Annotated in this window: 16 protein-coding genes; 10 read left to right on the top strand and 6 right to left on the bottom strand. The window is 68.9% G+C overall.

What is annotated here, in order from left to right; genetic code table 11:
* Nucleotides 1–103 precede the first annotated feature (103 nt).
* The 3 genes from RQG82_RS10530 to RQG82_RS10520 all read left to right on the top strand — a co-directional run bounded on the left by RQG82_RS10530 (nucleotide 104) and on the right by RQG82_RS10520 (nucleotide 3,027).
* Nucleotides 104–1,144 carry an aldo/keto reductase gene (locus RQG82_RS10530; protein WP_311259038.1) on the top strand — a complete coding sequence of 347 codons (1,041 nt, stop codon included), beginning with the start codon at nucleotides 104–106 and terminating at the stop codon, nucleotides 1,142–1,144.
* A 173-nt stretch (nucleotides 1,145–1,317) separates the two neighbouring features.
* Entirely contained in the window at nucleotides 1,318–1,971 is a 654-nt protein-coding gene (locus RQG82_RS10525) for a GntR family transcriptional regulator (RefSeq protein WP_311259037.1), read from the top strand.
* Nucleotides 1,972–2,052: 81 nt separating this feature from the next.
* Entirely contained in the window at nucleotides 2,053–3,027 is a 975-nt protein-coding gene (locus tag RQG82_RS10520; RefSeq protein ID WP_311259036.1) for an NAD-dependent epimerase/dehydratase family protein, read from the top strand.
* A 7-nt stretch (nucleotides 3,028–3,034) separates the two neighbouring features.
* Here the strand turns inward: RQG82_RS10520 and RQG82_RS10515 are convergent, their stop codons facing one another.
* Genes RQG82_RS10515 through RQG82_RS10505 form a run of 3 tightly spaced genes read right to left on the bottom strand, consistent with a single transcriptional unit; the run spans nucleotide 3,035 to nucleotide 5,414 of the window.
* Nucleotides 3,035–3,430 (bottom strand): VOC family protein, encoded by a 396-nt coding sequence (locus RQG82_RS10515; protein ID WP_311259035.1) that lies wholly within the window; start codon nucleotides 3,428–3,430, stop codon nucleotides 3,035–3,037.
* A gap of 39 nt (nucleotides 3,431–3,469) precedes the next feature.
* Nucleotides 3,470–4,405: an NAD(P)-dependent oxidoreductase gene (locus RQG82_RS10510; protein WP_311259034.1), complete on the bottom strand. Its 936-nt coding sequence runs from the start codon at nucleotides 4,403–4,405 to the stop codon at nucleotides 3,470–3,472.
* Between the two features lie 22 nt (nucleotides 4,406–4,427).
* Complete coding sequence (locus tag RQG82_RS10505; protein ID WP_311259033.1) at nucleotides 4,428–5,414, bottom strand: LacI family DNA-binding transcriptional regulator; 987 nt, start codon at nucleotides 5,412–5,414, stop codon at nucleotides 4,428–4,430.
* A gap of 100 nt (nucleotides 5,415–5,514) precedes the next feature.
* Here RQG82_RS10505 and RQG82_RS10500 point away from each other — a divergent pair, with 100 nt between their 5' ends.
* The 3 genes from RQG82_RS10500 to RQG82_RS10490 are packed head-to-tail and all read left to right on the top strand — an operon-like array spanning nucleotide 5,515 to nucleotide 8,445.
* Entirely contained in the window at nucleotides 5,515–6,645 is a 1,131-nt protein-coding gene (locus tag RQG82_RS10500) for a Gfo/Idh/MocA family oxidoreductase (protein WP_311259032.1), read from the top strand.
* Nucleotides 6,642–7,364 (top strand): cupin domain-containing protein, encoded by a 723-nt coding sequence (locus tag RQG82_RS10495; protein WP_311259031.1) that lies wholly within the window; start codon nucleotides 6,642–6,644, stop codon nucleotides 7,362–7,364. The genes RQG82_RS10500 and RQG82_RS10495 overlap by 4 nt, the downstream gene beginning before the upstream one ends.
* 19 nt (nucleotides 7,365–7,383) lie before the next feature.
* Complete coding sequence (locus tag RQG82_RS10490; RefSeq protein WP_311259030.1) at nucleotides 7,384–8,445, top strand: Gfo/Idh/MocA family oxidoreductase; 1,062 nt, start codon at nucleotides 7,384–7,386, stop codon at nucleotides 8,443–8,445.
* A 172-nt stretch (nucleotides 8,446–8,617) separates the two neighbouring features.
* On the opposite strand, the gene xylB is transcribed toward RQG82_RS10490, so the two are convergent.
* Both xylB and xylA read right to left on the bottom strand, forming a co-directional pair.
* Complete coding sequence (xylB, locus tag RQG82_RS10485; protein ID WP_311259029.1) at nucleotides 8,618–9,904, bottom strand: xylulokinase; 1,287 nt, start codon at nucleotides 9,902–9,904, stop codon at nucleotides 8,618–8,620.
* Nucleotides 9,905–9,907: 3 nt separating this feature from the next.
* A complete protein-coding gene (gene xylA / locus RQG82_RS10480) occupies nucleotides 9,908–11,095 on the bottom strand; it encodes a xylose isomerase (RefSeq protein WP_311259028.1) in 1,188 nt (395 codons plus the stop codon).
* 86 nt (nucleotides 11,096–11,181) lie between these two features.
* Here xylA and RQG82_RS10475 point away from each other — a divergent pair, with 86 nt between their 5' ends.
* From RQG82_RS10475 to RQG82_RS10460, 4 genes are all read left to right on the top strand, one after another.
* Nucleotides 11,182–12,351 (top strand): ROK family transcriptional regulator, encoded by a 1,170-nt coding sequence (locus RQG82_RS10475; RefSeq protein ID WP_311259027.1) that lies wholly within the window; start codon nucleotides 11,182–11,184, stop codon nucleotides 12,349–12,351.
* An 88-nt stretch (nucleotides 12,352–12,439) separates the two neighbouring features.
* Complete coding sequence (locus RQG82_RS10470) at nucleotides 12,440–13,303, top strand: AraC family transcriptional regulator (RefSeq protein WP_311259026.1); 864 nt, start codon at nucleotides 12,440–12,442, stop codon at nucleotides 13,301–13,303.
* Nucleotides 13,304–13,414: 111 nt separating this feature from the next.
* Nucleotides 13,415–14,047 (top strand): GyrI-like domain-containing protein, encoded by a 633-nt coding sequence (locus tag RQG82_RS10465; protein ID WP_311259157.1) that lies wholly within the window; start codon nucleotides 13,415–13,417, stop codon nucleotides 14,045–14,047.
* A 62-nt stretch (nucleotides 14,048–14,109) separates the two neighbouring features.
* Nucleotides 14,110–14,907 carry a DUF1206 domain-containing protein gene (locus RQG82_RS10460; protein ID WP_311259025.1) on the top strand — a complete coding sequence of 266 codons (798 nt, stop codon included), beginning with the start codon at nucleotides 14,110–14,112 and terminating at the stop codon, nucleotides 14,905–14,907.
* A gap of 9 nt (nucleotides 14,908–14,916) precedes the next feature.
* Here RQG82_RS10460 and RQG82_RS10455 read toward each other — a convergent pair whose 3' ends face one another.
* Nucleotides 14,917–15,564 carry a LysE family translocator gene (locus RQG82_RS10455; RefSeq protein ID WP_311259024.1) on the bottom strand — a complete coding sequence of 216 codons (648 nt, stop codon included), beginning with the start codon at nucleotides 15,562–15,564 and terminating at the stop codon, nucleotides 14,917–14,919.
* Nucleotides 15,565–15,647: the final 83 nt, after the last annotated feature.

Genomic DNA, 15,647 nt, shown 5'->3' with positions numbered 1-15,647 from the left:
AAGGCATCCCGGATGGCGCTGGCGACCGCAGTCCATGCCCGGGGTCGGACGCCAGAAAACGCTATCCTGGAGACCTTCCCCCGCCTGCAGAGGAGCATCGTCCATGCCCATCGCCGCTGATGACCCCCGCCTGACGCACGCCTACGAGGCCGCGTCCACCCGCTATACCGACGTGCCGTTCCAGCGCGCGGGCGCGAGCGGCGTCCAGCTGCCCAAGGTGTCGCTCGGCCTCTGGCAGAACTTCGGACGCGATCGCACCTTCGACAGCCAGCGCGAGATCGTGCTGCACGCGTTCGACCGCGGAGTCGTGCACATCGACCTCGCCAACAATTACGGCCCGCCCTACGGATCAGCCGAATCGACGTTCGGTGCGGTGCTCGACAGCGGCCTGGCCCGCTACCGAGACGAGCTGTTCGTCACGACCAAGGCGGGCTACGACATGTGGCCGGGGCCCTTCGGCGACGGCGGCTCGCGCAAATACCTCACGCGCTCGCTCGAACAGAGCCTGCAGCGCATGAACACCGACTATGTGGACGTGTTCTATTCGCACCGCCCCGACCCCGAGACGCCGCTCGACGAGACGGTGACGGCTCTCGTCGACATCGTGCGCAGCGGAAAGGCGCTCTACGTCGGCATCTCGAACTATCCGGCGGAGCTCGCCCGTCGTGCGTACGAGTTGCTGGCAGACCAGGGAGTGAAGCTGCTGCTGCACCAGCCCCGATACTCGCTGTTCGACCGCACTCCCGAGGCAGAGCTGTTCCCGGCGCTGCGCGAGCTGAAGGTCGGCAGTGCGGTCTTCTCGCCGCTCGCCCAGGGCCTGCTCACCGGCAAGTACATCGACGGTGACGTGCCCGCTGACTCGCGCGCGGCGAACAGTCACTTCCTCAACGGATCGGCCCTCACCGACAGCTACCTCGAGCGCATCCGCGGCATCGACCGCGTCGCGAAGGAGGCGGGTCTGTCGATCCCGCAGCTCGCCGTCGCGTGGGTGCTGCGCGACCCGGTGGTGACGACCGCGATCATCGGAGCGTCGCGCACCGGCCAGATCGACGACGCCGTGGCTGCGAGCCAGGTCGCGCTGACGGATGACGTCATCGCCGCTCTCGAGGAGTTCGCTGCAGCGCCTGGCACCAGCGTGGTCTGAACAGAGTCCCTGAGCGGGATTCCGCGGTGACATCCGTCCGTACGTTCGGGCTGTCCGAGTGGACTCCCCGGACTTTTCTGCGGCCGCCGCGTAATATTCGCGGCGTCAGCGGGTCTGGTTAGTGGAAGCCCCGACGAACGGGAGCGTCCGCAACGGATCCCGAGGAGCATCAGATGACCATCGCCAAAGTGGAGTTACGGGCGCACCAGTGGGTCCATCGCAGCCCCGTTCCGCTGCCCGAGCTCGCTTTCCAGCACATCCTCGCGGCGATTCTGCGGGGTGACTACGTGTCTGGCGACAAGCTCGACACCGCGCTCTTCGCTCAGGAGCTCCACATGTCGCTGAACCCGATCCGTGAAGCGATCATCCGGCTCCGAGACATCGGATTGGTCGAGGTGACGCCCGCCCGCTACACCAAGGTCGCCGATTTCACCGCCGCCGATTCCTGCGCAGCCCTCAGCTATGCCGGTGTCCTCGCCGGCACAGCGCTGAGGAAGGCGCTGCCGACGACGGGCGAGGGACTGCGCTCAGATCTCGCGGCCTATGCCGAAGAGATCGGCGGCGCTGACGGGGCCGTCGGCCGCAACGCGGCGGTGATCGGGTTCCTCACTGCCGTGACCGACCTCATCGAGCATCCGCGGCAGGCGATCCACCTCGTCGAGGCCACGATCCTGGCCCAGTGCGCCCTGCAGTTCTCCGGGGTCACTCGCGGCGATGTGACGCAGGTGCGATCCGCCGCGGCTGGAGCCGCCGCGCACGCGATGCGCGCGGGTGAGCCGTATGCCGCTGAGAAAGCCGTTCGCGCTCTTTTCGAGAATCTGGCTTAGCCCACGGTCTCGTTGTCGAGATCAGAGCCTTCACCCCCGAGGCTCGGAGCACCCTGCCTGACGCGTCGATAGAGTCGACCCATGGCTGCGACGAAGGTGCTGTTCATCGGTGGAACCGGAATCATCTCCTCGGCGGCGAGCGCGCTCGCCGCGAGCAGGGGCATGGAGGTGACGCTGCTGAACCGCGGGCAGTCGCGTCGGGAGCCTGCGGAGGGCGTCGAGGTGCTGACGGCCGACATCGCGGATGCTGCCGCGGTCGACGCCGCGCTCGCCGGGCGTGAGTTCGACGTCGTCGCCGACATGATCGCGTTCACGCCCGACCAGGTGCAGCGCGACATCGACCGCTTCGACGGCCGCACGGGGCAGTACGTGTTCATCAGCTCGGCATCCGCCTATCAGAAGCCCGTCGCACGCCTGCCGATCACCGAGTCCACTCCGCTGCGCAACCCGCACTGGCAGTACTCGCGAGACAAGATCGCGTGCGAAGACCTGCTCACCACCGCCTATCGCGATCGCGGCTTCCCGGTCACGGTGCTGCGACCCTCGCACACCTATGACAAGTGGACGATCCCGGCCTTCGGCGGCTGGACGGCGATCGATCGCATCCGCCGCGGTGAGGAGATCATCGTGCACGGCGACGGCACATCGCTGTGGACGCTCACTCATTCGAGCGACTTCGCGGTCGGATTCGCCGGCCTGCTCGGCAATCCGCTCGCCCATGGCGACACCTTCCAGATCACCAGCGACTTCGTCTACACCTGGAACGAGATCTACTCGATCCTCGGTCGTGCGGCCGGGGCCGAGCCGAGGATCCGCTACGCGACGAGCGCGGCGATCGAGGAGGCTGCGCCCGACCGCGCCGGTCAGCTCACGGGCGACATGGCGCACTCGGTCGTCTTCGACAACACGAAGATCCGCCGAGTCGTGCCCGACTTCGCCCCCGTCGTGCCCCTGCACACGGCGGCGCGAGAGATCATCGACTGGCACGACGCGCACCCCGACCTGCAGCGTGTCGACCCCGCCGTGAACGCCCTGTTCGACGGCCTGCTCGTTTGACGCAGGCTCAGCCGGCGGCGAGCACCGCGAGCACGTTGCCTGCGGGGTCCTTGAACCAGGCGATGTCGGGCCCTCTATCGGGGCCGCCCCGAAGGATGCCCTTCTCGTCGGTGTCGAAGTCCGAGTCGTCATAGATCTTCGTCACGACTCCGCGCCCGTTGAGCTCATCGACGGCGGCGTCGACGTCGTCGACCGGGAAGTTGAGGATCGTGAAGCTCGCAGGCTCATGATTCGGCTTGGCGTAGACGAGGATCGACCCGCCGTCGGGCAGGCTGATGTCGAGGAACCCCATGGCATTGACGGTGACATCCATGCCAAGGGTGTCGCCGTAGAAGGAGCGGGCGGCGTCGATGTCGTCGACGCTGAATCCGCTGAACGCGTGTGCTGTCTGGAAGGCGGTCATGCGTTCAGCATGCGCCGCTCCGGGCGAGGTGTCCAGACCCTATGGGCGCACCTGGTTCACGAGACCGTCGCCGGAGAGCAGTCGGGTGACGTTGTCGTCGACGAGCCGGGCCGCACCCACCGGCCGGTTGCCGGCGATGTGCGGAGTGATGAGCAGGTTCGGCGCGTCCCACAGCGGGTCGGATGCCGGGAGCGGCTCGGATTTCGTGACATCGATCGCCGCTGCGCGCAACTGCCCTGACTCGAGCGCCGCGATCAGCGCGCTCTCGTCGACGGTCGCTCCTCGGCCGACGTTCACGAAGACGGCCCCCGGCGTGAGCGCACCGAAGACCTCGGCATCGAACAGGTCGGCGGTCTCGTCGGTGGCGGGCAGGATCGACACCAGTACGTCGGTGTCGGCGAGAACATCCGCCGCATCGGCATCCGCGTGCACCTCGAAGCCCGACCGCTTTCCGGCGGTGCGGGCGATGCCCTGCACCTCGGCGCCGAGTGCGGTGAGCGACGGCGCGAGGGTCGAGGCGATCGATCCGAAGCCCCAGATCGTCACGCGCGCACCGGCGAGCGTGTGCAGCGCGCGGGTCTCGGCAGCACTCTGCTCGTCGTTGAACTCGTCGTCCCAGCGATGCTCGCGCTGGGCGTCGCGCAGCCGGTCGAGGCGGCGCACCGCGCTCAGGATCAGCGCCAGGGCGTGTTCGGCGACGGGGCCGTCGTGCAACGAGCGACCCGAGCAGATGCGCACATCCGCCCCGAACCCGGCATTCAGCACCGCGTCCGCTCCCGAGGCGAGCGCCTGCACGAGCTGGAGCCGGGGCAAGGCGCGGGCTGCGTCCTGCAGCCACGACGACGAGTTGTGCCAGACGACCAGCACCTCGGCGTCACGGTGCTCATCGGGGATGTCCGTGTCGATGTCGTAGACGACGGTCTCGACGTCTGCGGTGAGCGGCAGCTCGATGGTGTTCGGGATCAGGATCTTCATGTGCGTCTCCATGTCACGGCGGTCAGTGAGGGGATTCGGTGGACTCGCGCCAGATCACGGTGAGCAGTCCGTCGGGTTTCGTCGGCGGCTCTCCACCGCGCACGGCGGCGATGAGGCGATGCATCGAGTACGCCCCCAGTCTCTCGCGATCCTGCGAGACGCTGGTGAGCGAGGGCACGAGGAACGCGCTCTGGGGGTGGTCGTCCCACCCGGTGACGGCGACGTCTTCGGGCAGTTTCCATCCGCGCCTGGTCGCGGCGCGGATGGCGCCCGTCGCGATGACGTCGTTCGCGGCGATCACTGCCAGGGGCGGTGCGTCAGCGGGCAGCGCGTCCACGGCGGCCTCGCCCGCGCTGCCGCTCCACTCCCCGCCGAACACCCCCAGCGACTCGAGTCCGAGACGGGCGATCGTGTCGAGGTAGGCGGTGCGGCGGGCCCGCGCCGACGGGAAGTCCTCTGGGCCGGCCAGGTGCACGAATCTCCTGTGGCCCTGCGCGGCGAGGCGCTCGATCATCTCGGCGATCGGGCGTGAGTCGGTGAACTCGCCGGTCATGTGCATGGCGTCGTCGAACTCGCCGACCGACAAGACGACGGGTCCGCCGCTGACCTTCGTGTCGACGAGGGGGAGGGGACTGAAGGCGAGTATGCCCTCGTACTGTCCGGAGTCGACGAGCTCGGCGAGGCGCTCGTCGCGCGCCGTCTCATCCTGGGGCAGGCTCACGACCTCGACGACGTACCCGTCTTCGCGGGCGGCGGAGATCGCACCCGACAGCAGGGTGAGCGGGTTCATCGTGGCGATCGGCACGACGACCGCGAGTCGCCCGGTGCGGTGCGTGCGCATCGATCGGGCGGCGAGATTCGGTCGGTAGTTCAGCTCGGATGCCGCTCGCAGCACCTTCTCGCGGGTGGCCTCCGAGATTCCGGCGCGCCCGGTGAACACGAACGACACCGTCGACTGCGACACCCCGGCGAGGTGTGCGACGTCATGGCTCGTCGGCCGTTTGTGCATGGCATCCGTCCTCTCGGGGCTTGACGTGACCGGTATGCCTCTCGATAGTATCTACTACGTCTTAGTAATACGTAGTAACATCTCATCGGGGAGGCAGCGAATGCTCAGGATCGGGATCATCGGCACCGGCGGGATCGCGGATGCGCACATCAGCGGATACCTCGCTTTCGCGGACGACTGCGAGATCGCGGCGCTCGCCGACGTGATCCCCGGCAGGGCGGAGCAGAAGGCCGAGGCCTTCGGGCTCGCGGATGCGGCGACGTTCGACGATCCGCTCGAGATGATCGCCCACGGGGGTCTCGACATCGTGAGCATCGCGACCCCTCCCTCGACGCACGCCTCGCTGGCGATCGCCGCCCTTGACGCGGGGATCCACGTGCTCGTCGAGAAGCCGATGGCCCCCTCGCTCGAAGAGTGCGATGCGATGCTCGCAGCGCAGGAGCGCTCGGGCAGAGTGCTGTCGGTCGTGGCGCAGAACCGGTTCCGCGACGACCTCGCCGCGCTGAAAGACGTCGTCGACTCAGGTCTGCTGGGTTCGATCTCGCACGTGCGCGTCGACTCGGCATGGTGGCGAGGGCTCCCCTACTACGACCTCTGGTGGCGCGGCACGTGGGAGAAGGAGGGCGGTGGGTGCACCCTGAACCACGCCATCCACCACATCGACCTGCTGCTGTGGCTGCTGGGGAGTCCGACCGAGATCACCGCCATGCTCGCCAACGCGCAGCACGAGAACGCCGAGGTCGAGGATCTCTCGGTCGCGATCTTCCGCTACGACCGCGGGCTCGCCCAGCTGACCAGCTCGGTGGTGCACCACGGTGAGGAGCAGGCGATCGTGATCCAGGGCGCGAATGCGCGGGTGTCGCAGCCGTTCTCCGTCGTCGCAGAGCAGTCCCGGCGCGACGGGTTCCCCGAAGAGGGCGGCGCCCCCGACGTCGTGGCGCGCATCGAGGCTCTCGTCGCCGGCCGCACGCCGCTCGCTCACCTCGGCCACGAGGGTCAGATCGGCGATCTGATCGGTGCGATCCGCGACAACCGGCCGCCGATCGCCGGGGGCCAGGACGGCCGCAATGCGGTCGAGGTGGTCACCGCCATCTACAAGGCGGGGTTCGAACGCCAGTTCGTATCGCTGCCGATCGCCGCGTCAGACCCCTACTACCGAGCCGGGCAGCTGGTCGCGCACGCTCCGCACTTCTTCGAGAAGACCTCGTCGCTGGCGGAGGCGGCATCGTGACCGCATCGTCGTTCCCCGGGGGCACCTCGCTGTCGCACCTCGACGTGTATGCCGACGCCGCACCGGACGGGATCTGCGGAGGGAGCCCCCACATGCACCTCGTCTCGACGGAGGCCTACGTCGTGATCTCGGGCGAGGGTGCCCTGCAGACGATCGACGCCGACGGGTTCCGTGAGACGCCGCTGTCTGCCGGGTCGGTCGTGTGGTTCACCCCCGGCACCATCCACCGCGCAGTCAACCGCGGCGACCTGCGCGTCGTCGTGCTGATGAGCAACGCCGGGCTGCCGGAGGCCGGTGATGCCGTGCTGACCTTTCCGGCCGAGGTCGTCGGCGAACCTGACGCCTACGCCGCAGCGGTGTCGCTCGGCGGCGACGACGGCGAACGTGCTGCGCGAGCCCGACGGCGACGCGACCTCGCAGTGACGGGGTTCGAGACGCTGCGGGATGCCGTGGTCGCCGGCGACCGCACCGCGCTCGACGCCTTCCACGCCGCTGCCGCAGCGCTCGTGCACGACCGCGCCCAAGCATGGCCCGACCTGGTGCGAGAGCGCCCGCTGGCGCAGGCCGAGCACTCGCTCGCGCTCGCCGAGGCGGTGGCATCAGGCTCTGCGGCGCACCTGGCCGAGGCCCGCGTGCACCGGGCCGTACCCTCGGTGGGAGAGCGTGGATTCGGCATGTGCGGACGTCTGCGCACCTATGACGTGAACGATGAGACGTGAACGATGAGGAGACCCCGCGATGACTCGCACCTACGCCTTCGATCCGCTGCCCGAGCCGGTGGTCGGCCCCGGTGAGTTCGTGTTCGCTGCGGTGGGGCTCGACCACGGCCACATCTTCGGCATGGTCGAGCAGCTCATCGACGCGGGCGCCACCTTGTCGCTCGTCTTCGACCCCGACCCTGCGAAGCTCGCCGACTTCGTCGAGCGGTTCCCGCAGGCGCGGGCGGCCGCCAGCGAGGAGGAGGTGCTCGACGACCCCCAGGTGCGGCTCGTCGCGAGCGCATCGATCGCCAACCGGCGAGCCTCGCTCGGGGTGCGGGTGCTCGACGCCGGCAAGGACTTCTTCGCCGACAAGCCCGCGATCACGACGATGGACGACCTCGCCGCCGCGCGCGAAGCCGTCGAGCGCACCGGCCGCAAGTTCGCCGTCTACTACGGCGAGCGGGTGCACTCCGAGGCTGCGATCCTGGCCGGCCAGCTGATCGATCAAGGGGCGATCGGAACCGTGCTGCAGGTCGCGTCGTTCGGTCCGCACCGCATCGGCTCAGGCCGGCCGGACTGGTTCTATGACCCCGAGCAGTACGGCGGCATCATCTGCGACATAGGCAGCCACAACTTCGAGCAGATGCTCTACTACACGGGCGCGACCGACGGCGAGGTGGTCAGCTCGACGGTCGCCAACTACGCGCACCGCGAGACTCCGGGGCTGCAGGACTTCGGCGACGCCCACGTGGTGCTCGACAACGGCACGACCGGCTACGTGCGCGTCGACTGGTTCACCCCGGCAGGACTCGACGTCTTCGGCGACGGGCGCACCGTGCTGCTCGGCACCGACGGCTATATCGAGCTGCGCAAGTACACCGACATCACGACCGACAACGGCGGCGGACAGGTGCTGCTCGTCAACCATGACGGGCAGTACCGGTTCGACGCGACGGGCAAGACGGGGTTCCCGTTCTTCGGTCAGCTGATTCGCGACTGCCTCGACCGCACGGAACACGCGATGACCCAGCAGCACGCGTTCACGGCCGCGGAGCTCAGCATCATCGCCCAGCGCGACGCCCGGGTGCTCGCCGGCTGACCGCATCCGCCTTCCGCATCCGCGTCATCGCGCGTCCTTCGCAGCGCGCGTCCGACGCGGTCGTCACCTTCTGGGGAGGAGGACTGCGCTTCGGGAGGACGGATTCAGAGGATCGCTCCTCCCGAAGCGCAGATCTCCTCCCGAGCGCGTGCGTGTCCGGAAGGCGCGAAGATCAGCCGACGAGCTGAGTCGCCTGGCGGGCGGCACCGAGCGCGACGTACTCGCCAGGCTCCGGCACCTCGACAGGAAGACCGAGGATCTCCGGCGCGATGCGGCGCACGGCCTCCGACTGCGCGCCGCCGCCGATCAGCAGAGCCCGCTCGAGAGGGATGCCGAGGTCGCGCAGCGCGTCGAGGCCCGCGCCGAGTCCGCGCAGCATCCCCTCGACCGCAGCGCGGGCCAGGTTCTCCCTGGTCGTGGATGCCAGTGTCATGCCCGAGAGGGATGCCGTGGCATCCGGCAGATTGGGTGTGCGCTCGCCCTCGAAGTAGGGGAGCAATGTGAGACCGCCCGCGCCCGGCGACGCATGCAGCGCGAGATCACTGAACTCGCTGTGCGTGACTCCGAGCAGCGCCGCAGTCACGTCGACGACGCGCGCCGCGTTGAGTGTGGCCACGAGCGGCAGGAAGTTGCCCGAGGCATCGGCGAACCCGGCCACGGTGCCGCTCGCATCGCTCAGCGGGGTGGTGCTGATCGCGCACACCGTGCCGGACGTGCCGATCGACACGACCACGTCGCCGGGCACGGCGCCGAGCCCGAGTGCGGCAGCGGCGTTGTCTCCGGCTCCGGCGCCGACGCGCCGACCACCGGCATCCGTCGTCCACTCGTCGTGCGCCAGCACCCGGGGCAGGATCGCATCGTGCCCCAGGGCGGCGACCAGCAGCTCGCGGTCGTACTCGCCCGCCGACGGGTTCCAGTAGCCCGTGCCCGAAGCATCCGACCGATCGGTCACCAGCTCGTCGAGCGCCGGGTTCTCGGGTCCGAAGCCGCGCAGGCGCCACGTCAGCCAGTCGTGCGGCAGAGCGACCGCCGCCACCCGCGCCGCGTTCTCGGGCTCGTGATCACGCAGCCAGCGCAGTTTCGTGATCGTGAACGAGGCCACAGGAACGAGCCCGGTGCGCGCGGCCAGCTCGGATGCTCCGAACTCGGCGATCAGGTCGTGCGCCGCGCCGGCGGAGCGCGTGTCGTTCCACAGCAGCGCATCGCGGATCACGCGGCCCGATTCGTCGAGGGCGACCAGGCCGTGCTGCTGCCCGCCGATCGACCATGCCTCGATGTCGTCGAGAGACCCCGCCTCCGCGATCGCCGCATTCAGGGCACGCCACCAGGCTTCGGGGTCGACCGACGTCCCGTCCGGATGCGACGCGCGACCGGCGCGCACGACCGCTCCGGTCGCCGTGTCGACGACGACGGCCTTGCAGGACTGGGTCGACGAGTCGACCCCGAGAACCAGCGGCATGACTCAGCGGGCGCCGAGCAGGTGCTCGGTCGCGAGCTGCTGCAGTCGGACGAAGCCGAAGCCCTTGCCGCCGAAGTAGGAGTCGGCGTCGAAGTCCTCGTAGGCCGAGCGGTCGGCGAGGAACTCGTCGTAGCTCTCTCCGGGGTTGAGGGTCGGCGTCGAGAGCTCGTCGACGCGGGCGGCGGCGAGTGCCTCCTGCACCTCGGGGTCGGCGCGGAACGCCGCTGCGCGCTCCTTGAGCAGCAGGTAGGTGCGCATGTTGGCGGCGGCCGACTCCCACACGCCGGTCTCGTCTTCGGTGCGGCTGGGCTTGTAGTCGAAGTGGCGGGGGCCGTCGTAGGCGGGGACGCCTCCGGGGCCGCCGTTCTCGAGCAGATCCACGAGCGAGAACGCGTTGTGCAGGTCGCCATGACCGAACACGAGGTCCTGGTCGTACTTGATGCCGCGCTGGCCGTTCAGGTCGATGTGGAAGAGCTTTCCGTGGAAGAGGGCCTGCGCGATGCCGGCGGTGAAGTTGAGTCCGGCCATCTGCTCGTGACCGACCTCGGGGTTGACGCCGACGAGTTCGGGGCGCTCGAGAGAATCGATGAAGGCGATCGCGTGGCCGAGGGTCGGCAGCAGGATGTCGCCGCGGGGCTCGTTGGGCTTCGGCTCGATCGCGAAGCGGATGTCGTAGCCCTTGTCGGTGACGTAGTCGCCGAGCAGGTTCACGGCCTCGCGGTAGCGCTCGAGCGCCTGACGGATGTCCTTCGCGGAGTCGTATTCGGCACCCTCGCGGCCACCCCACATGACGAACGTCTTGGCGCCGAGCTCTGCGCCCAGGTCGAGCTGGCGGAACACCTTGCGCAGGGCGTACCGACGCACGTCGCGGTCGTTGGAGGTGAAGCCGCCGTCTTTGAAGATCGGTGCGCTGAAGAGGTTGGTGGTGACCATCGGCACCACCAGGCCGGTGTCGGCGAGTGCGCCCTTCAGGCGGTCGATCTGCGTCTGGCGCTCGGCGTCCGTCGAGCCGAAGGCGAAGAGGTCGTCGTCGTGGAAGGTGAGGCCGTAGGCGCCGAGCTCGGCGAGCTTCTCGACGGCGTGCACCACGTCGAGCGCCGGGCGGGTCGGGCCGCCGAACGGGTCGGCTCCGTTGTAGCCGACGGTCCACAGGCCGAAGGAGAACTTGTCGTCACGGGTGGGAGTGGGCATGGCTGCTCCTGTGCAGGTCATCGAATAAGTTGTGCTTGACAACATATCTCATGACAGGAGGCGCGTCCACCCCCTACAGTGAAGGGATGCCGTCGCAGTCGAGCCCCGCGCTGGGCACCCGCCCCCACAATCTCTCCCTGATCCTGCGGCTCGTGCACGAGAACGGCGCCCAGTCGAGAGCAGCGCTCACCGAGCAGACGGGGCTCAACCGCTCGACGATCGCCGACCTCGTCGCAGAGCTCGTCAGGCGGGGTCTGGTCGACGAGCGGTTTCCTGACGTCGCCGGTCGCGTGGGTCGACCATCGCCGGTCGTGACGGCCTCGGCTCACGTCGTCGCCATCGCGGTGAACCCCGAGGTCGATGCGATCGAGATCGCTGCGGTCGGTCTCGACCGCAGCATCCTCGTGCGCGAACGCCTGTCGAACGAGACCGTGCCGACACCCGCAGTCGTGGTGGCGACGATCGCCGAGCGCATCGCCGCGTGGCGCGAGGGACCGCTCGCGGATGCGCGCATCGCGGCTGTCGGCGTCGCCGTGCCCGGTCTCGTGCGCACCTCCGACGGAGTCGTGCGCAACGCGCCGCATCTGGGCTGGACCGACGTGCCGCTCGCCGACCTCGTCGGCGCGGCCACGTCGTCTGCGGCCTTCGTCGACAACGACGCGACGCTCGGCGCCATCGCGGAGCACCGCTATGGCGCCGGCCGGGGGATCGACGACGTCGTCTATCTGAACGGAGGCGCGTCCGGCATCGGCGGCGGCCTGATCGTCAACGGCAAGCCGGTCGCCGGCGCGGGCGGATACGCGGGGGAGTTCGGTCAGAACAGGCCGCGGATCTCTGCAGACGCCGATCGTCGCACAGCCGACGGCGTGCTCGAGGCCGAGGTGAGTCGCCGTCTGCTGCTCGACGCGGTGGGCCTCGATGCGGCCGATGACGAGACGCTCGACGCCGAGCTCTCGGAGTCGGAATCGGCGGTGGTGGCCGACGAGATCACGCGTCAGGCGCACGTGCTCGCGGGGGCGCTGGCCAACGCCGTCAACGTGCTCAACCCGGCACTCGTCGTGCTCGGGGGATTCCTCGCGACGATCGCCGGCCTGAGGGCGACTCAGATCGCCGACGACGTGCGAGCTCTGGCGATGCCCGAGAGTGCGGAGGCGCTCGAGATCCGTCCTGCCGCTCTCGGCGCCGACAGGCTGCTGATCGGCGCTGCCGAACTCGCGTTCGCAGACCTGCTCGCGGATCCGGGGGAGCGCAGCTGACCTCGCGAGGCGACTGATCGGATCCGACGCGGAAAGTCGGGTCGCGGGACACCCTCGGATCGCACGATGGTGAGGAAAGGAGGACCTCATGATCGGAACGCTCAACGCCCTGGTCGATCTCGTCGAGGCCGGCACCGTAGACGAGATCGACGTCGCCGGGTTCGCGCGCGCCCACGGCACGACGGAATACCACCTTCGGCGGATGTTCTCGGCTCTGGCCGGAATGCCGCTGTCGGAGTACGTCCGCCGGCGCCGGATGACGCTCGCCGGAGCAGAACTCGCCGCCGGCGCCCCGAACGTGCTCGATGTCGCGGTGAGACACGGCTACGGCTCGATCGAGGCGTTCGGTCGCGCGTTCCGCGCCGTGCACGGGATCAGCCCGGTCGATGCGCGCCGAGACGGGGGTCCTCTCCGCACACAACCCACGCTCCGGTTCCGCCTGAGCGTCGAAGGGAGCACCCAGATGGACGTCACCATCACCACCACCCCCGAGCTCGTGCTCGTCGGCCACGCCGCGCGAGTGCCGCTCATCCACGAGGGCGCGAACCCGCACATCCAGGCGCACATCGCCTCGATCGCACCCGAAGAGCATCTCCGGCTGAAGGCGATGAGCGATGCGGAGCCTGGCGGAATCCTCGCCGTCACCGGCGACATCGCACCCGATGCACCCGAGGGCACGGAGCTCACCTATCTGCATGGCGTCTCGGTGTCTGCATCAACCGTGGCTCCCGACGACCTCGATGTCATCAGGGTCGAGGCGGGGGCCTGGGCCGTGTTCTCCGCGTCGGGGCCGTTCCCCGAGACTCTGCAGACCCTCTGGGCGGCGACGGCGACCGAGTGGTTCCCGTCGAATCTGTGGCGGCTGCGTCCTGGCCCGTCGATCGTGCGGTACCTCGAGTTCACCGGCGCCCACGCATCGTGCGAGCTCTGGCTGGCGGTCGAACAGGCGTGAGGCGTCTCGGGTGGGCGGTGCGCGCACGGCCGCACCGCCCACCCGATGTCCGCCGCCCGTGCGACACTGTGGCGACGGTCGGATGCGGATGCCGCCGTGAGAGGACCCGCGATGGCGCTCGACCCGAAGAAGACCCTCGATGCCTACAGGGCGAAGCGCGGTGAGTTCCGCATCCTCGATGTTCCCCCGATGCAGTACCTGATGGCTGACGGCGCAGGTGACCCCAACAGCGCCCAGGCGTATCAGGATGCGGTGTCCGCGCTCTTCCCCCTCGCTTACACGCTCAAGTTCGCGAGCAGGGAGCAGCTAGGGATCGACACGGTCGTGATGCCTCTCGAGGGGCAGTGGCACGCACCCGACATGGAGTCGTTCACGTCGCGTCGCGACAAGTCGGCGTGGCAGTGGACTCTCATGATCATGGTGCCGGAGCACATCACCCACGAGATGTTCGACCACGCGGTCGACACGGTCGAGAAGAAGCTCGCGAAGAAGAAGCAGGAGTCTCCCGCGCTGCGGTCGGTGCGGCTCGAGACCCTCGACGAAGGGCTGTGCGTGCAGACGCTGCACGTCGGGTCGTACGACGACGAGGCCCCGGTGCTCGATGACCTGCACCATCGGTTCATCCCCGAGAACGGACTGGCCATGACGGGGCTGCATCACGAGGTCTACCTCAGCGACGTCAGGCGCGTCGACCCCGCGAAGCTGCGAACGATCCTGCGCCAACCGGTGGAGCGCACCGGCTGAGTACAAGGCCCGCTCGGCGCAACCCCTCCGACGTTCTTCGTGCCGAGCGATATCCTGCACGGATGACCTCAGCAAAGGGTGCCGCGCGCACGGCGCAGCGATCCGATGCATTCCGACGAGTGGCGCGCACCGGTTTCGTCGTGGTCGGCCTCGTGCACATCATCATCGGCGTGATCGCCGTCTCCATCGCCACCGGCGGCGGCGGGGACGCCGACCAGGACGGTGCGATGGAGCAGATCCGCTCGACGCCCGTCGGCGGGCTGGTTCTCGGGCTGGTCGCGGTGGCGCTGATCGCCTTGGCGGTGTGGCAGATCGCCAGCGGTCTCCTCGCCGCCGGCAAGGAGCCCCGCAAGTGGGGGATGAGGGTGAAGCTGATAGGCATCGCGGGCGCGTATCTCGTGATCGCCGGCCTGGCGCTGATCTTCGCCTTCGGAGGGCATGTCGAGTCCGAGACGACGCTGCGCACCCTCAGCGCGGTGATCCTCGGTGCGCCCGGCGGAATCGTGCTGCTCATCATCCTCGGACTCACCGTGGCGGGGGTGGGGGTAGGGTTCATCGTCATCGGTTTCACGAGGGGCTTCGAGAAGACGATGGATGTTCCGGAGGGCGCCTCGCGGCCCGGGATCATCGCCCTCGGTATCGCGGGCTACATCGCCAAGGGCGTCGCGATCACCGTGACCGGCTTGTTGTTCGTCGTCGCCGCGTGGACGCAGGATCCTGAGAAGGCGGCGGGCCTCGACGGGGCCCTGCGGAGTCTCGTCGACCTGCCCCAGGGCCGCGCGATCCTCTGGCTCGTCGGAGTCGGACTCGCGATCTACGGCGTCTTCTCGATGGTCCGCGCCCGCTTCGCCCAGATGTGACCTTCGGCCTCAGCCGTTAGCGGGCTTCTCGCTCCACAGCAGCAGGAACGCGCCGAGGCCGATCATGAGCCCACCTCCGGTCGCGCCCATGGCCTCGATGCGGCGAGGAGATCGACCGAACCACTCTCGCGCACCGCTGGCGAGCAGCACCCAGATCGCATCGCAGGCGACACCGATCGCGACGACGATCGCGCCGAGCACGAAGAGCTGCATGGGCACCGACCCCGCGTGCAGGTCGACGAACTGCGGGAGGATCGCCAGGAAGAAGGCGATCGACTTGGGGTTGGTGACTCCGACGACGAATCCCTCGCCGAGAAGCCGCGCGCCTGATCGCCTCGCCACCGGCCCGGTCATCGTGGCTGCGGCGTCCTTGCGATGCCTGATCGCCTGGATGCCGAGGAAGACCAGGTAGCCGGCGCCGAGCACCTTCACGATCGTGAAGAGCACGATCGACTGCGCCACCACCGCGCCCACTCCCAGCGCGACCCCCACGACGAGCAGGATCGATCCGAGCGCCGTGCCCAGGATGCTGAGGAACCCGCCGAGTCGCCCCAGGGCCATCGCTCTGCCGATCGTGAAGAGCACCGTCGGCCCGGGGATCACGACCATCACGAACGCGGCCACGACGAAGGTCGCGAGGGTCTCGGCGCTGAACATGGTGCGAGCTTAGGGCAGGCCCGCAGAGACCGATCGAAAAGTTTTTTCACGGCCCGTCATAAAAACTCCGCGCCGAGGTCTGG

This window comes from Microbacterium sp. WCS2018Hpa-9, assembly GCF_031843745.1.
Taxonomy (GTDB): Bacteria; Actinomycetota; Actinomycetes; order Actinomycetales; family Microbacteriaceae; genus Microbacterium.
The sequence above is the reverse complement of the archived record's forward strand: the minus strand, read 5'-3'. Positions and strand labels throughout refer to the sequence as shown.

What these genes read in the sequence shown, in the direction of transcription:
- RQG82_RS10475 (WP_311259027.1), top strand. Translation starts at nt 11,182, where the DNA reads ATGCCGTCGCAGTCGAGCCCCGCGCTGGGCACCCGCCCCCACAATCTC.
- RQG82_RS10455 (WP_311259024.1), bottom strand. Translation starts at nt 15,564, where the DNA reads ATGTTCAGCGCCGAGACCCTCGCGACCTTCGTCGTGGCCGCGTTCGTG.
- RQG82_RS10515 (WP_311259035.1), bottom strand. Translation starts at nt 3,430, where the DNA reads ATGACCGCCTTCCAGACAGCACACGCGTTCAGCGGATTCAGCGTCGAC.
- RQG82_RS10490 (WP_311259030.1), top strand. Translation starts at nt 7,384, where the DNA reads ATGACTCGCACCTACGCCTTCGATCCGCTGCCCGAGCCGGTGGTCGGC.
- RQG82_RS10500 (WP_311259032.1), top strand. Translation starts at nt 5,515, where the DNA reads ATGCTCAGGATCGGGATCATCGGCACCGGCGGGATCGCGGATGCGCAC.
- xylA (WP_311259028.1), bottom strand. Translation starts at nt 11,095, where the DNA reads ATGCCCACTCCCACCCGTGACGACAAGTTCTCCTTCGGCCTGTGGACC.
- xylB (WP_311259029.1), bottom strand. Translation starts at nt 9,904, where the DNA reads ATGCCGCTGGTTCTCGGGGTCGACTCGTCGACCCAGTCCTGCAAGGCC.
- RQG82_RS10510 (WP_311259034.1), bottom strand. Translation starts at nt 4,405, where the DNA reads ATGAAGATCCTGATCCCGAACACCATCGAGCTGCCGCTCACCGCAGAC.
- RQG82_RS10525 (WP_311259037.1), top strand. Translation starts at nt 1,318, where the DNA reads ATGACCATCGCCAAAGTGGAGTTACGGGCGCACCAGTGGGTCCATCGC.
- RQG82_RS10520 (WP_311259036.1), top strand. Translation starts at nt 2,053, where the DNA reads ATGGCTGCGACGAAGGTGCTGTTCATCGGTGGAACCGGAATCATCTCC.
- RQG82_RS10470 (WP_311259026.1), top strand. Translation starts at nt 12,440, where the DNA reads ATGATCGGAACGCTCAACGCCCTGGTCGATCTCGTCGAGGCCGGCACC.
- RQG82_RS10465 (WP_311259157.1), top strand. Translation starts at nt 13,415, where the DNA reads ATGGCGCTCGACCCGAAGAAGACCCTCGATGCCTACAGGGCGAAGCGC.
- RQG82_RS10460 (WP_311259025.1), top strand. Translation starts at nt 14,110, where the DNA reads ATGACCTCAGCAAAGGGTGCCGCGCGCACGGCGCAGCGATCCGATGCA.
- RQG82_RS10530 (WP_311259038.1), top strand. Translation starts at nt 104, where the DNA reads ATGCCCATCGCCGCTGATGACCCCCGCCTGACGCACGCCTACGAGGCC.
- RQG82_RS10505 (WP_311259033.1), bottom strand. Translation starts at nt 5,414, where the DNA reads ATGCACAAACGGCCGACGAGCCATGACGTCGCACACCTCGCCGGGGTG.